We start from the raw sequence: 15,560 nt of genomic DNA, 5'->3' as shown, positions 1-15,560 counted from the left end.
GGACGAATGGGATTCACCCAGAACCGGCGGCCTCATCGCGAGCAGGCTCGCTCCCACATTGCAAAGCGTTTCCCCGTGGGAGCGAGCCTGCTCGCGATGAGGCCCGCCCAGGCGCCATAGGGCCTCAATCGAGCATGAACAGCGCGTCATTGCTGAACTGCGCTTCGAACCGGTGGGCAGGCATCGGGCGACCGAACAGGTAGCCCTGGACTTCATCGCAGCCATGCTCGCGCAGGAAGTCGAGTTGCTCGTGGGTCTCGACGCCTTCGGCGATCACCGCCAGGTTGAGACTGTGGGCCATGGCGATGATCGCCCGGGCGATCTGCGCGTCCTGTTCGCCGGACGGCAGGCCGTCGACGAAGGTGCGGTCGATCTTCAGCACGTCGATGGGGAACTGCTTGAGGTAGTTGAGTGATGAATAACCGGTGCCGAAGTCATCCACGGCGATGCTCAGGCCCAGGTTCTTCAAACCGGCCAGGATCTGCATCGCCTCACTGACTTCGCGCATCAGGATACTTTCCGTCAACTCCAGCTCCAGACAGGCCGGTGACAGGCCGGTGCTGCGCAGGATATTGGCTATTCGCGTGCCCAACTGGCCATCGGAGAACTGCCGGGCCGAGATGTTGACCGAGACTTTCGGTACCCGGACCTTGGCCTGGTGCCAGGTCTTGAGCTGCCGGCAGGCTTCATCAATGACCCAGTCACCGACGTCCACCACCAGGCCCAGTTCTTCGAGCACCGGGATGAAGTCACCCGGCGGCACCAGCCCACGTCGCGGATGACGCCAGCGCAGCAGGGCCTCGGCGCCAGTCAAGCGTTTGCCGTCGCCGCTGAACTGCGGTTGGTAATACAGGACGAACTCGTTCTGCTCGAGGGCGTGGCGCAGGTCGCTTTCCAATTCCAGTCGTTCCAGGGCGCTGGCGTTCATATCGGCCTGATAGAACTGAAAGTTGTTCTTGCCGCGCTCTTTGGCGTGATACATCGCCGTATCGGCGTTTTTCATCAATTGGCTCAGCTCATTGCCGTCCTGGGGGCTCAAGGCGATGCCAATACTGGCCGTGACGAAGAACTCCCGGCCTTCAAGCACGAATGGCCGGACCAGGCTGGCGAGAATTTGCTCGGCTACGGCGATGGCCCGGTTCAGCGCCATTTCCCGGCTGGAGCGCGGCTCCAGCAGCAGTGTGAACTCGTCGCCGCCCATGCGCGCGACGGTGTCGTCGTCTGTGACGCAGCCAAGCAGCCGTGTCGCCATGTCCTTGAGCATTCGGTCGCCGGCGGCGTGCCCCAGGGAGTCATTGATCGGTTTGAACCGGTCCAGGTCGAGGAACATCAGCACGACCCAGTTTTTCTGCCGCTCTGCCGATTGCAGCGCAGTATGCAGGCGATCCTGGAACAGGGTGCGGTTGGGCAGATGGGTGAGGGCGTCATAATAGGCCAGGCGATGGATGCGCTGTTCACTGGCCTTGCGTTCGCTGATATCGCTGAAAAAGCATACGTAGCTGGCCAGGTCGCCTTCATCATCCAGCACCGCGGTGATGCCGACCCAGGCCGGATAATGTTCGCCGTTGCGGCGCTTGAGCCAGACCTCGCCTTCCCAGGAACTGTGTTGTTGCAACTGCTTGAGTACGTAGCGCAGATGGGCTTCCTGCTGCTCGTCGACGGTCAGCATGTTCGGCAACTGGTCCAGCACCTGGGACACCGCATAGCCACTGACGCGGCTGAAGGCTTCGTTGGCCTGGACAATGTAACCGGCCGGATCGGTGATCAGAATCGCCGAGGTCGAATGTTCGAATACCGTGGCGGCCATGCGCAGGTCTTTTTCGGCGCGCCGTTGCTGGCTGATGTCGCGGCCGACGCCAAGCACGCCTTCGAATCCGCCGGAATCATCCCAGACCAGCACCAGGCGCAATTCGATGGGAATCTTGCGTCCGTCGGCACGCAGGCAGTCGAACAGGAACAGCTGGGTCTGCATCTGATTGCGCAGTTCGGCCAACTGCCCTGGCTTGTCGAGGGCTTTGCTGACCCTGTCCATCAACGTATAGATGCCAGTCAGTTGCTGCGGATTGGCGATGGTCGACTGCCAACCGTTCTGGAAGATCCAGTCAGCGTTGTAGCCCAGTACCGCTTGCACCGACGGGCTGACGTAGTTGAGCGAAAGCTTGCTGTCAGTGGAGAAAATCACGTCGCTGATGCTTTCGGCCAGCATCCGGTAGCGCTGTTCGCTGTCACGCAGCGACTCGCTGGCCTCGATCTGTTCGGTGACATCCTTCGCTACGCCGATGATCCGCGTCACCTGGTCGTGCCGGTCCCGGGCCAGGGCCTGTTCACGGATGTCGAAACGTCGCCATTTGCCGTCGCGATGACGAAAGCGCAGTTGGCATTGCAGCAGATGCGCATACCCGCTCTGCCGTTGTTCATGGCGCAGTGTGTGGTAGTGGTCGGCGTCGTCGCTGTGCAGCAGGATTTCCCAGAAGTACTCACCCATCTGATGCAGTTCGGTGCGGTCGTACCCCAGGGTCTGGCCCAGGTGGTGGTTGCTGAAGATCATCCGCTGGCTGATGACGTCTTGCACGTAGAGATGATCCGGCACGGTGCGCACCACGTCGGACCAGAAACCTTCGCGTTCGAGCAGCGAGAGCTCGATCAACTTGCGGCTGGTGATGTCGTTGATGCTCAGGATGACGGCGTTGTAGTCGTCCTGTTTTTCCGGCAGGCGCAGTACCAGCCAGAGATGCTGGTCACGGCCGTGGGCGTCCTGAAGCTTGATCTCCAGTTCCAGTTGCTTGTGCTGGTCAAGCAGGGTTTCGAGCAGGCGCGGACCGACAGGATTGTTGTCCTGCGGGCCCTTGCCCACCAGCAACTGCCAGGCCTGTTCACAGGAGTCGACGTTGAGCAACCGCAACGCCATCTGGTTGACTTCGGTGATGCGCACTTCCTGTTGCAGTTGCTCGAGCTGGTGCGGGGCTTTCATCCACGCCCGCAGTTGATCGCCATTGTGCAGGCCGGCCCGAGCAAAGAATGACTTGAGGCTCGACAGGTCGAGTACACACAGGGCCACGCCGGTGCCTTCGAAAATGTCCTGGTAACGTCGACGGCCTTCGTGCAGTTGCCGCTGGCGCCGTCGCATGTTCAGCAGTGCGATCACCGGCAGCATCGAAAACGCCAGGCCCAGCAGGCACTTGCCGATGAAGGCCGGCAGCAGTTGTTCGAGTACCTGGCGACGATCAAACAGCCCTCGCAGTTGCCAGTCGCTGCTGCTCAGGGGCACGGTCAGCACGGTGTTTTCCAGGTCGTCCGTCGACAGGCGCGAGGGGGGAATCGACGGCAGACTCTCGTCACGGCTGACGATTTGCTGGTTGAGACGGTTTTCCACCAGCCACAGCGGGCGCAACCCCGTATCGACCTGTTTGATCAGCGTGGAGAAGAAGCTTGGGGTCAGGCGCAGGGCCCAGTAACCGCGGGTGTTGCCAGTGGACTGGTGCAACAGTAGATGCACCACGGAGCCGTCGTCGGCGTTACTGAAGTAGTGTGCCTGGTCACGACTGCGCTGCACCAGCTCGCGGAGGTAGCCGGCATCGTCGCTGTCCGGGGCGGTGTCGCTGAGCACCATGCCGGACGGGCTCAGCAATACCAGGCTGCGTAGCTGTGGCAGCGACTGTTGGAGTTTGTGCAACAGCGCCTGCTGTTCGTCGGCTGTCTGCGGTTGTTCGACGATGGGTAGCAGGTTGAGGGCGATCTGCGCGTTCAGGGCCATGTTCAGGCTCACTTGCGCGGCCAGGTCGGCGGTGTAGTCGATGGTGTATTGGCGCTGTTGCTGCTGGGTGACGCGCAGTTGATCGAGCAACTGCCAGAACAGCAATCCCAGCAACAGCAACGCCAGCGTCGCCAGCGCGCCCTTCAATGTCCCGCGCAGGGGCGAGCCGGGCACAGTATCTGGCTCGCGTGGGGACAGGGGCGGCGTGACGTTGGACAAGCTGTAATCCTGCGGTTTGCTGGACTGGCGCGACACGCACTATAAGCCGGACGCCCGAAGGGCGGCTAGCATGCCTTGCATTGTGGCAAAGTGCCAGTCCCTGGTGGCTGGACCTTGACGGACGGTTGAGGTAGCTTTGCCGGTCAAACAAGAGCGTTCCAGCTCCAGATCCCCAGGCTTTATCTGCCCCGCTGGCATTGATGACCGTCAACTGCCGGCGCCGTGCATGGCCTGGTTCGTTCTTTTCACCTGTCACAGACGCTAGGTTCACCATGGCTCAATACGTCTTCACCATGCATCGGCTGAGCAAAGTTGTTCCGCCGAAGCGGGAAATCCTGAAAAACATTTCGCTCTCCTTCTTTCCCGGCGCCAAGATCGGTGTGCTGGGTCTCAACGGTTCGGGTAAATCCACGCTGCTGAAGATCATGGCCGGCGTCGATACCGAGTTCGACGGCGAAGCCCGTCCGATGCCGGACCTGAACATAGGCTACCTGCCTCAGGAGCCTCAACTGGACCCGACCAAGACCGTGCGTGAAGTGGTCGAGGAAGCGGTCAGCGTGATCAAGGACGCCCAGGCGCGCCTGGACGAGGTCTATGCCGCCTACGCTGACCCGGATGCCGACTTCGACAAGCTGGCCGCCGAACAGGCCAAGCTCGAAGCGATCCTGCAGGCCAGCGATGGCCATAACCTGGAGCGCCAGTTGGAAGTCGCCGCCGATGCGCTGCGTCTGCCGGCCTGGGAAGCGAAGGTCGAACACCTGTCCGGCGGTGAAAAGCGTCGTGTGGCCCTGTGCCGCCTGTTGCTGTCCGCTCCGGACATGTTGCTGCTCGACGAACCGACCAACCACCTGGACGCCGATTCCGTCGCCTGGCTCGAACACTTCCTGCACGATTTCCCGGGCACCGTGGTGGCGATTACCCACGACCGTTACTTCCTGGACAACGTCGCCGGCTGGATCCTTGAACTCGACCGCGGCGCGGGCATCCCGTACGAGGGCAACTACTCGGGCTGGCTGGAAGCCAAGTCCGATCGTCTGGCTCAGGAATCCAAACAGCAGTCGGCCCATGAAAAGGCCATGAAGGAAGAACTGGAGTGGGTGCGCAAAGGCGCCAAGGCCCGCCAGTCCAAATCCAAGGCCCGCCTGCAACGCTTCGAGGAAATGCAGTCCCAGGAATTCCAGAAGCGCAGCGAAACCAACGAGATCTACATCCCGGCCGGTCCGCGTCTGGGTGACAAGGTCATCGAGTTCAAGAATGTCACCAAGGGCTACGGTGATCGCGTGTTGATCGACAACCTGTCGTTCTCCATGCCCAAGGGTGCCATCGTCGGTGTGATCGGTGGTAACGGCGCGGGTAAATCCACGTTGTTCCGCATGCTGATGGGCAAGGAAACGCCGGATTCGGGCAGCATCGAAGTCGGTGAAACCGTGCAGTTGGCGTGCGTCGACCAGAGCCGCGAAGACCTGGACGGCAGCAAGACGGTGTTCCAGCAGATCTCCGACGGTTCCGACCAGATCCGCATCGGCAACTACGAGATCCCATCGCGCACCTACGTGGGTCGCTTCAACTTCAAGGGCGGCGACCAGCAGAAGTTCGTCAAGGACCTGTCCGGTGGTGAGCGCGGTCGCCTTCACCTGGCGTTGACCTTGAAGGAGGGTGGCAACGTCCTGTTGCTCGACGAACCGTCCAACGACCTCGACGTCGAAACCCTGCGTTCCCTGGAAGAGGCCCTGCTGGACTTCCCGGGCGCCGCCATTGTGATCTCCCACGATCGGTGGTTCCTTGACCGCGTGGCGACCCACATCCTGGCGTACGAAGACGACTCCCAGGCGGTGTTCTTCGAAGGTAACTACACCGAGTACGAAGCCGACCGCAAGAAACGCCTCGGCGAAGCCGCTGCCCAGCCACATCGGGTACGGCACAAGAAGCTGGCCTGATTCCATCTGCCGGTAAGCCACAAAACCTGTGGGAGCGAGCTCTGCTCGCGATAGCGTAGGTTCAATCAACATTCATGTTGCCTGACCCACCGCCATCGCGAGCAGGGCTCGCTCCCACAGTGGTTTCTTGGCAGGGCACCCATTGTGTGCTGGCTGGCGATAAGGCCAGCAGAATCACCCCGGCTCTATCGCCACCACCTCAATTGCCATATCCCCCACCGGCCGCTTCCAGACCACCTCATCCCCAACCTTGCTCCCCAGCAACGCCCGCCCCAGCGGCGAGCCCCAGTTGATCAGCCCGCTGGCTGCATCGGCCTGGTCTTCGCCCACCAATTGCACACGCTGCTCGTGGTCATGCTCATCGGCAAAAGTCACCCAATGTCCAATCCGCACCTGATCCGCTGAGGTCGTCGTAACGACCTGTGCGCTTTGCAGGCGCTGACTGAAATAGCGCAGATCCCGTTCCAGGTCCGCGATGCGCTGTTTGTCCGCCAGGTCTTTGCGAGCAGCCTGCTCGCTGTGCAGCGCCTGTAGCTCGGCGACCCGGGCCTGTAACTGGACGAACCCGGCGGGCGTGACGTAGTTGGGTTGCGCGCTGACCTGGCGTTCGACCGGTTGATCGGCCTGGGCTGCGGCGCTGTCTTCGTTGACGAAAGCACGACTCATGCTGTTCTCCTCTATTGGAGTTTGGGCCATGGTCGCAGGCTTTTGGTTTCGACGGATGTCCATACGCGACTCACTGCGAGCGATAGGCCCGGGCGGCGTCGCGATCCTTTTCCTGTTGCCAGGCGCGTTCGCGCTCATCCCAGTGACGGTTGCGGTAGGCGTCTCGGTCTTCACTCTCACGCATGGCCTGACATTGCCGGAAACCGTCGCTCCAGCCTTCGGCGTAGCGTGGATCCTTGAGGTAGCGCGGGACGTCTTTCCGGAACTGGCCGGTGATCGCGCCCGCAGCTTGCCGGCCGCTGCTGCAACCGTCGTCGAAGCCGTCGGCGAATGCGGGTGGATATCCCCTCGCAATCAAGTCTTCGTGGGTGCTCTCACAGCCACCTAGCAACATCAATACACCCAGCACTACCGCGCACCTCATCTCGACTCCCAGCCCTTTAACGGATCTATAAGGGAAGTGTAGAAGTACCGTTGTCGACGGGCAGTGAAAGAATGATCAAAAAGCTCTGGCATCGTTGCCAATGACTGCGGGTTCAGACGCCCGCTTTCTCAACGGCATCTGCGATCAGTGGCGCAACTTCACGCAACCCCTCGAGGGGCAGCTTCTTTCTTTTGTACATGCTGTACCAGCTTTGACGCCAACGAATAATTCGTTCGCCATCACGCAAGTTGAGCCGCTTGAGGGTGTATTCGGCCTTGGCGCGATACGCTGCGGGGATGGCATCTGTGGTGCACATCTGAAGCGACGGCAAGATAATTTCAAACCAGCCCGCACCGACTTCATGTGGGTCGAGCACTGTGTCATCAGCCGTTTTCTTGATGGAATTGAGCGTCCCGGATGCGAAGCGGTAATTGCTCCACTCATACGCCAGTTCCGGATGATGTTTGTAGCTCAGGTAATGGTCGACCGTTCCGCCGGTAGGGTCGAGCATGGCTGCATAGCCGCACAGGTTGGAGTAATGATCTGCCAGCTCCGTAGCGCATTTGTTCCAGAACGGTGAAGGACGAGCGGCTCCAGGATTGTCCTTGAGCCATTGATTTCCAGGTGTCCTGACATTCTTTTCGAAGTCATCAGGTTCATCGGGCTTGGCCACCGGGATCATTGATCAGCACCAGGGCCGAAGTGTCTTACGCCCTCGATCAGCCAGCGAGGCCAGAATTCATCATGGGCAGGAAGCAGCCTCTGCAGTGCCTTGTGAATGGATGCTCGGGTTCTAAGCCCTTCAGGCAGTTGCTTTTCTCCGCGCATGAATGCTTCGGCGGCCTCTATGGCTTTTTCTGCCTCCAGGGAGCGGGCCTGGTCCAGGCCAAAGGTGTCGGAGACCAGCCAACTGCTGGCGTCACCCTGTGCTGCCCAATGCCCTTGTGTCAACGAGACCTTGTGGTCCTGGATCGATAGCTGGATCTGATCGTCCTGTTCTTCGTCGAATACAGGTTCGAGGGACGCTGCGACAAGCGGCGAATGCGTAGCGATCAGCAACTGCGGCGGGGTGGTGCCGTGGTGCTTGCGCAACGTCTTGATCGCTTGCAGCAGGCTGGGCATGAGCGTGCGTTGCCACCTGGGGTGCAAGTGGGTTTCCGGTTCATCGAACAGGATGACAAACCGGCGCTCGGGTTTTTTGTCGAGTATCGCGGCGGCTGCCTGGTGTTCATACCAGGCCCATACGAGAAAGTAAGCCAGCCCCAATATGCGGCGTACCCCGGCAGATGCCAGCGCGACAGGAATGTTCTGATTGCCGATAGTGAGTGTCGGTCGTTCTCGGCCTTCACCCAGATAGACTCTTTTGGGCTCTCCGATGCAGAGTGGCTCAGCGGCAGGGGAGAGATCGCGCAGCGCATTTGCCAATGCTTCGAATTGGGGTTTTCGGCCGTTTTGCCAATTGACCCAGTCGCGCTCCAGGCCTTCACAAACCCTTTGCCCGTTGACGTCGAGACCATCCCATACGGCGTCGGCAGAAAAGTGATACGCGGCGGGTCGATCCTTATCGGTGCGCCAGTAATTGCGTGCCGGATCCCATACGGAGAAGCCGCCGTCGATCCTGACGTAAACCACAATGCCGGGCATGGTGGGTCGGCTTTGCTTCAAGGGCCAGGAACTGTCTTCCCGTTTATAGATAGATACAACGGGCTGCGCGACCCCCGATTTGCCTTTTACAACATATTCAATGGAGGACTTCCCCGGATTCACCGGCAAGGCTGGCGTATTGGCCCAGGTACGCGTCAGCGCCCACCAGGCCAGGTCCAGCAGAAAACTCTTTCCCAGTCCATTGTCACCAGTGATCAGATTGATTCGTGGCGCCCAATTGACTTCGAGCTCAGGAGCAGGCCCCACGTTTTTCATGTGCAGATAATCAAGCATCGCAGCATTCAATTCCGATTAAAGGTTTATCCGGGCCAATCTACTTGATTTTGGCTGACTTCGAAACGAGCCCGAAAGTTCGTCTTGCGGCGCTTGAGCTTGTCTCCAGTTCAGGTATCAATAGTGATACCACTTCACCTCAAGCATCACCTCGTTCTCCGGCGAGGCCAGGTGGCTGAACGCTCGCTGGGCACTCAGGCGCAGGCCGAGGTTGCGGGACAGCTCCCATTGTTGGTTCAGGCTCACACTTCGGCGCACCTCGCCGTTGAAGAAATAGTCCCCCTTGGCCTCCAGGCTCAGATTGCCCAGCGGATTTTTCCACAACACGCCGCTGTTGAACCCGGTGGCCGGGGCGATGAATTGGGCGAAGTCGTTGTTGTGCTCCACCCGTATCGTGCCCAGAGCAAATCCCAGCACGTCCTCGCCCAGCGCCCAGGTGCCGCCGGCACCGCCATTGACGTGGCTGACCAGGGTTTCATCGTCGTGCTTGCCTGGCACCCGTTCCAGGCCCCCCGTAACCTGCCAGGACAGCGGTTGCAGCAACTCGTTGCGCGGCGTCAGGGAGCGGATGGTCGCCAGGTCCAGTCGTTGCACTTGCCAGTCATCGCCTTCGTACTGGCGCAGTTTCAATTGCAGGATTTCAATTTGCGCCCCCAGCGGGAAGCTTTCGGCGTTGTCATTGAGGTCGTGATAAGCCATGCGCAAGCCGTACTCACCGAACGCCCGGTCTCCCCGCGTGCCAAGGCCGACCTGCCAGGTGCGCGATTCATGGCCGTTCTCGGGCAGGCCCGGTTGAGGAATATCGAGCTCCGGCGCAGGGTTCTGGTTGATCGCCCGCAACAGTTCGAAACTGCGCTGGGCGCGTTGCGGGTCGCGTTCCTGGCCGTTGGCGCGGTAACGCTCCAGGCGATAGGCCGCATCAACGATCAATGCCTGGCGCTCGCGGGGCAGTGCCTTGAATTCGGGAGCCTGGAGTTGCTTTTGGTCGGCGCTGACCTTCAGCACCCATTGTTGTTCATCATCGGTGAGCGGTTCGGCGCGGCTGAGCAGTTCCCGCTCGCGGGACGGTCGATAGTCGATGCTCTCCACCAACCCGGCTTCCTTCACGGCCTTGACGGTATCGGTGGGGATCGCCGTCAGCGGGAATTGTTCGGTCAGACGCAGGCTGGGACGGGCCACTTGCAGCAGTTCGAGCAGGCGATAGGAGCAGTTTTCGTCGAAGAAGAAATAGTCGAAGCGGATCTGCTTTAGTTCCCAGACATGCTCGACCATACGCTCGGTTTCCACCTGGCTCAGGTTGAGGCGGTATTCCCACAGGTCGCGGTTCTCCAGGCTTCGGTACTCGGACAGTTTTTCCTGGTAGGGCACCAGGGCGAACAGGCCGGGATAGCCGCCCATCAAGCCCTTCCAGGCGTAGATGATGCTGTTGTCCGGGCCTTCGATGTAGGCACCGAAATTGATTGCGTAGCTCAGCAGGGCGGTCTTGTCCCGTTGCACGTCGGCCTGGTCGATGCGCAACAGGGTATGGCCGAACATCGATGACGGGCTGTTCAGGTAGGCGGCCGGGAAAATCATCACCGCGCTGTGGGGCGAGACGTCCTTGAACCATTGCTTGAATTCGCTGCAATCGACCACCGGCAGATCGGTCAGGTTGAGTTGTGCCTTGAGCCAGCGCGTGCGCGCCGGGTACACGCATTGGGCATGTTGCTGGCCGGCGCTGGCGGGGCCGTAAAGGGCCTGCAGCGTGGCGATCAGTTCATGATCGGGATGTTCGTTGCCATCGGGTGCGAGGAAGAATTTCCTGTCGCTGACATAGCTGCGCCAGCCACCGAGCTTGGCGGTTTCGTAGTGGCCCAGGGAAATCCAGAAGCGGTCACTGGCCAATTGCTGCAAACGTTGTGGGTCGACATGAGGTGCGGCGGACAATGGGGCGCACACACAGAGCGCCAGCCAGGCAAGGCGTTTGAGCATAGTCGGCTACTTGGAAAGTCGAAAAATAAAGACCGCATGGGCCCCAAAAAAGAAAACCCGCTCCCCGAAGGGAGCGAGTGGGGTCGAGCTTAAGCTTGAGTGGCGTACTTGGCCAGACGAGGATCGTTTTTCAGTACGGCCAGGGTATTGGTATGCACGTCTTCTGCGGTCACGTCAGCCTTGCTGAAGATCTGCTGGAAGTGCTCGTGGGTGACAGCGGAGAAGTGGGCGCGATCTTCCGGCGCCACACCCAGTACCACGGCATAGGTGGTCAGCGCTTCGCCCTGACCCTTGGCCATGTCTTCGGACAGCTCGTTCATCATTCCATTCATGGCCAGCCAGGACTTGCCACCATAGGTCAGTGCTGCGTTGGTCGAGCAGCCGTTGGTGCCGGAGGTCATGCCGAAGGTGGCGTTGCCGGAGGTGCCGTTGGTGGTGGAAGCGAGGAAGTGAGCCGGGGTGCCACGCTGACCTTCGAACAGCATGTTGCCCCAACCGCAATCCGGGCCGCCCGGCGCCTGAGCCATGGCGTTGAGGGATACAGCGGTGAAGAGAGTACCGAGAAGAATCCGTTTCATAGCTATGTTCTCTTTATGTGCATACCAATGGACAGGGTCTGGCGCTTTCGTGGCCTCAACCACTCGTGCCAGTGGGCCGGTTATTGTTCCAGCCGCGCAGTTTGGAGTTTAGGCACGATCCGAGGGTTCCGTGACATTTTGCAAAAACTATCCACCACGTCATGACCTTACGGGTCTCGGCTCCGGCTCCACCTCGGCCGGTTGACTATGCTTTGACCTGAGGCGCTCCTTGCCAGTCAGGTACGGGCGGCGCCAGAATGCCGTTATCTGCCCCGCCTGATGTAAGGAAGCCCGATGCCTGATCCTGTTGCTGCCAGCTTGCGTCTAGCGCCCGATGCGCTGACCCGTCCGTTTTCCGCTGAACAGTTCAGCTTCTCTACCACCAATGATCTGGAGCCCTTCCGCGGTGTGCTTGGCCAGGAGCGTGCGGTCGAAGCATTGCAGTTCGGCGTGGCCATGCCGCGCCCCGGTTACAACGTATTTGTCATGGGCGAGCCCGGCACCGGCCGGTTCTCATTCGTAAAACGCTATCTCAAGGCCGAAGGCAAGCGCATGCAGACCCCGGCGGACTGGGTCTACGTCAACAACTTCGATGAGCCTCGCGAACCCCGGGCCCTGGAACTGCCGTCGGGTACTGCCGGTGCGTTCATCAGCGATATCAATGGCCTGATCGACAACCTGCTGTCGACATTTCCGGCGGTATTCGAGCACCCGTCCTACCAGCAGAAGAAAAGCGCTATCGACCGGGCATTCAACCAGCGCTACGACCGCGCCCTGGATGTCATCGAGCGCCTGGCCCTGGAGAAGGATGTCGCGCTATATCGCGACAGCAGCAATATCGCCTTCACGCCGATGAGCGAAGGCAAGGCCCTCGATGAAGCGGAATTCGCCCAGTTGCCGGAATCCGAACGCGAGCGTTTCCATGACGATATCTCCGGCCTGGAAGAGCGCCTGAACGAAGAACTCGCCAGCCTGCCGCAGTGGAAGCGGGAGTCCAGCAACCAACTGCGCCAGCTCAACGAAGAAACCATCACACTGGCCTTGCAGCCGCTGTTGGCGCCGTTGTCGGAAAAGTATGCGGAGAACGCAGCGGTCTGCGGTTACCTGCAGGCGATGCAGGTCAATCTGCTGCGGACGGTGGTCGAGCAACTGGTGGACGACAGCAAGACCGACGCCATCGCCCGCAAAATGCTGGAAGAGCAATATGCGCCGAGCCTGGTGGTGGGGCATCCGGCGAGCGGCGGCGCACCGGTGGTGTTCGAACCGCACCCGACCTACGACAACCTGTTCGGGCGCATCGAGTACAGCACTGACCAGGGTGCGCTCTACACCACGTATCGGCAGCTGCGTCCCGGTGCCTTGCATCGGGCCAACGGTGGCTTCCTGATCCTCGAAGCGGAAAAAATGCTCGGCGAGCCGTTCGTGTGGGACGCACTCAAGCGTGCTCTGCAATCGCGCAAGCTGAAGATGGAGTCACCTCTGGGCGAACTGGGCCGCCTGGCCACAGTGACCCTGACACCGCAGCACATCCCTTTGCAGGTCAAGGTCGTGATCATCGGCGCCCGCCAGCTCTACTACGCCTTGCAGGACCTGGATTCGGACTTCCAGGAGATGTTCCGCGTGCTGGTGGACTTCGACGAAGACATCCCGATGGGCGACGAGAGCCTGGAGCAGTTCGCCCAGTTGCTCAAGACCCGCACCTCGGAGGAGGGTATGGCGCCGCTGACCGCCGATGCGGTGGCGCGCCTGGCCACCTACAGTGCGCGCCTGGCTGAACACCAGGGACGCTTGTCGGCCCGTATCGGCGATCTGTTCCAACTGGTCAGCGAGGCGGATTTCATCCGTCAACTGGCCGGTGACGAGATGACCGACGCCGGCCACATCGAGCGCGCCCTCAAGGCCAAGGCTACCCGCACCGGGCGCGTTTCGGCTCGGATCCTCGACGACATGCTGGCGGGGATCATCCTGATCGACACCGATGGCGCGGCCGTGGGCAAATGCAATGGGTTGACGGTGCTGGAGGTGGGCGACTCGGCGTTCGGTGTACCGGCGCGGATTTCCGCCACGGTGTATCCGGGCGGTAGCGGTATTGTCGACATCGAGCGTGAGGTCAACCTCGGCCAGCCGATTCACTCCAAGGGCGTGATGATCCTGACCGGTTACCTGGGCAGCCGCTACGCCCAGGAGTTCCCGCTGGCGATCTCGGCCAGTATTGCCCTGGAGCAGTCCTACGGTTATGTCGACGGCGACAGCGCCTCCCTGGGTGAGGCCTGCACGCTGATTTCGGCGTTGTCGAAGACACCGTTGAAGCAGTGCTTCGCCATCACCGGCTCCATCAACCAGTTCGGTGAAGTGCAGGCGGTGGGTGGGGTCAACGAGAAGATCGAAGGCTTCTTCCGTCTCTGTGAAGCCCGTGGGCTGACCGGCGAGCAGGGCGCGATCATTCCCCAGGCCAACGTTGCTACCTTGATGCTCGATGAGAAGGTGCTGGCTGCCGTCCGGGCGGGGCAGTTCCACGTCTATGCCGTGCGCCAGGCCGACGAGGCCTTGAGCCTGCTGGTGGGTGAACCCGCCGGTGAGCCGGATGAGAATGGCGAGTTCCCGGAGGGCAGCGTCAACGCCCGCGTGGTGGAACGGCTGAGGGTGATTGCCGAGATGATCAGCGAGGACGACATCAAGGAGGCGGAGAAGGAACTGGCGCAAGCAGCCTTGGCGGAGGCCAAGCCGGCTTGATTCTCATCGAATAGGCGATCCATGTGGGAGCGGGCTTGCTCGCGAAGGCGGTATGTCAGTCACGGTCATGTCGACTGGTATTCCGTCTTCGCGAGCAAGCCCGCTCCCACAATAGCTTTTACGGTCATTTCTTGTGAAAAATGCCACGCTCTTGGCGTCAATATTCACACTATGACCATTCGGCGCATTCTGGTCTCGCTTGGCTTGCAAGCGGAACTTTTCTTCTATCCTCAGTTCAAGGATAACGAGAGTCATCATTGGATCGAAACAGCCTCCCCGGGGCTGAATACCGTATCACTGAGGGGCGCCGCCATGTCGCGCAACCTTTGCCTCACCCGTCAATGCCTGGGTCTTGTCACTCGTATCGAATGCGCCATCCGTCCGTTGGCGGGGGATACCGGCATGTGGACCCTGCTTTTCGCCGCCGGAATGGCTGGCGAACAACCTTCCGCCCTCAAGGCCCAGGGACCGTTTCCTGGCCCGAACGCCGCCGAATCGATCCTCGACACCATTGTCCAGGCGTTGACCTTGCATGGTTATGAGCTGGCCAACGATCCGCAGATCTGGTGCCTGCACATGCAGGCCCAACTACGTGAGATCAATGGCGGTCGTTGCCGCAATGCTGGCGGCTTCGAGTTCCATCCGCCCCATTGAGGACCGGATTCCGGCATCTACAACCTGACACCAGCGGCAGCGGCCAGGGATGGCCCTGCGTTTGTGGGGCTCGTCGTGGCTGATATACTCGCCGCCATTTTTTGCCCCTGGTGTGAGATTCAATGGAACGCTTTATCGAAAATGCAATGTACGCCTCCCGTTGGCTGCTGGCGCCGATCTACTTCGGGCTGTCCCTGGGCCTGCTGGCCCTGGCGTTGAAATTCTTCCAGGAAGTCTTTCACGTCATCCCCAACGTATTTTCCATGGCCGAGTCCGATCTGATCCTGGTGCTGCTGTCGCTGATCGACATGGCGCTGGTGGGTGGCCTGCTGGTGATGGTGATGATTTCCGGCTACGAGAACTTCGTTTCGCAACTGGACATCGATTCAGACAAGGAAAAGCTCAACTGGCTGGGAACCATGGACTCTTCATCGCTGAAGATGAAAGTCGCCGCCTCCATCGTGGCCATTTCCTCCATTCACCTGCTGCGCATTTTCATGGACGCCAAGAATGTCGATCCCGAACACCTGAAGTGGTACGTGATCATCCACATGACCTTCGTGGTGTCGGCGTTCGCCATGGGCTATCTGGACAAGCTGACCAAGCACTGAAACCCCATTGGCGCAGCGCCCGCCTGTCGAGAAGCAGGCGGGCGTTGTCGTTTCCGGCGAGGCACTTTGATGTGG

General features: G+C 60.4%; 11 protein-coding genes. 4 read left to right on the top strand and 7 right to left on the bottom strand.

Features of this window, described 5'->3' with window-relative positions; all coding sequences use genetic code 11:
- Positions 1 to 124 precede the first annotated feature (124 nt).
- Positions 125 to 3,973, bottom strand: coding sequence for a sensor domain-containing protein (locus QZH45_RS26000; RefSeq protein WP_024780757.1), 3,849 nt, complete (start codon positions 3,971 to 3,973; stop codon positions 125 to 127).
- A 272-nt stretch (positions 3,974 to 4,245) separates the two neighbouring features.
- Here QZH45_RS26000 and ettA point away from each other — a divergent pair, with 272 nt between their 5' ends.
- The gene (ettA, locus tag QZH45_RS25995; RefSeq protein ID WP_053192154.1) at positions 4,246 to 5,910 is read left to right on the top strand and encodes an energy-dependent translational throttle protein EttA; all 1,665 of its coding nucleotides are present in this window, start codon (positions 4,246 to 4,248) and stop codon (positions 5,908 to 5,910) included.
- 174 nt (positions 5,911 to 6,084) lie between these two features.
- Here the strand turns inward: ettA and QZH45_RS25990 are convergent, their stop codons facing one another.
- The 6 genes from QZH45_RS25990 to QZH45_RS25965 all read right to left on the bottom strand — a co-directional run bounded on the left by QZH45_RS25990 (position 6,085) and on the right by QZH45_RS25965 (position 11,487).
- Positions 6,085 to 6,576, bottom strand: a complete 492-nt coding sequence (locus tag QZH45_RS25990) for a GreA/GreB family elongation factor (RefSeq protein WP_053192152.1) — start codon at positions 6,574 to 6,576, stop codon at positions 6,085 to 6,087.
- 70 nt (positions 6,577 to 6,646) lie between these two features.
- A complete protein-coding gene (locus tag QZH45_RS25985) occupies positions 6,647 to 7,000 on the bottom strand; it encodes a hypothetical protein (RefSeq protein ID WP_033035037.1) in 354 nt (117 codons plus the stop codon).
- A 112-nt stretch (positions 7,001 to 7,112) separates the two neighbouring features.
- On the bottom strand, positions 7,113 to 7,682 hold the full coding sequence (locus QZH45_RS25980) for a hypothetical protein (RefSeq protein WP_024780761.1): 570 nt from the start codon (positions 7,680 to 7,682) through the stop codon (positions 7,113 to 7,115).
- Positions 7,679 to 8,938, bottom strand: a complete 1,260-nt coding sequence (locus tag QZH45_RS25975; protein WP_024780762.1) for an AAA family ATPase — start codon at positions 8,936 to 8,938, stop codon at positions 7,679 to 7,681. Before QZH45_RS25975 ends, QZH45_RS25980 begins: the two co-directional genes overlap by 4 nt.
- Positions 8,939 to 9,055: 117 nt before the next feature.
- On the bottom strand, positions 9,056 to 10,909 hold the full coding sequence (locus QZH45_RS25970) for an Lnb N-terminal periplasmic domain-containing protein (RefSeq protein WP_055135830.1): 1,854 nt from the start codon (positions 10,907 to 10,909) through the stop codon (positions 9,056 to 9,058).
- 89 nt (positions 10,910 to 10,998) lie between these two features.
- Positions 10,999 to 11,487, bottom strand: a complete 489-nt coding sequence (locus tag QZH45_RS25965; protein WP_024780764.1) for a DUF3015 domain-containing protein — start codon at positions 11,485 to 11,487, stop codon at positions 10,999 to 11,001.
- Between the two features lie 294 nt (positions 11,488 to 11,781).
- Between QZH45_RS25965 and QZH45_RS25960 the strand changes: the two genes are divergently transcribed.
- From QZH45_RS25960 to QZH45_RS25950, 3 genes are all read left to right on the top strand, one after another.
- Positions 11,782 to 14,220: a Lon protease family protein gene (locus QZH45_RS25960; RefSeq protein WP_024780765.1), complete on the top strand. Its 2,439-nt coding sequence runs from the start codon at positions 11,782 to 11,784 to the stop codon at positions 14,218 to 14,220.
- A 312-nt stretch (positions 14,221 to 14,532) separates the two neighbouring features.
- Entirely contained in the window at positions 14,533 to 14,874 is a 342-nt protein-coding gene (locus QZH45_RS25955; RefSeq protein WP_024780766.1) for a hypothetical protein, read from the top strand.
- Between the two features lie 122 nt (positions 14,875 to 14,996).
- Positions 14,997 to 15,485, top strand: coding sequence for a TIGR00645 family protein (locus QZH45_RS25950; protein WP_003185611.1), 489 nt, complete (start codon positions 14,997 to 14,999; stop codon positions 15,483 to 15,485).
- Positions 15,486 to 15,560: the final 75 nt, after the last annotated feature.

The sequence above is a fragment of the Pseudomonas corrugata genome (assembly GCF_050920615.1).
In the GTDB taxonomy this organism is placed as follows: Bacteria; Pseudomonadota; Gammaproteobacteria; order Pseudomonadales; family Pseudomonadaceae; genus Aquipseudomonas; species Aquipseudomonas corrugata.
The sequence above is the reverse complement of the archived record's forward strand: the minus strand, read 5'-3'. Positions and strand labels throughout refer to the sequence as shown.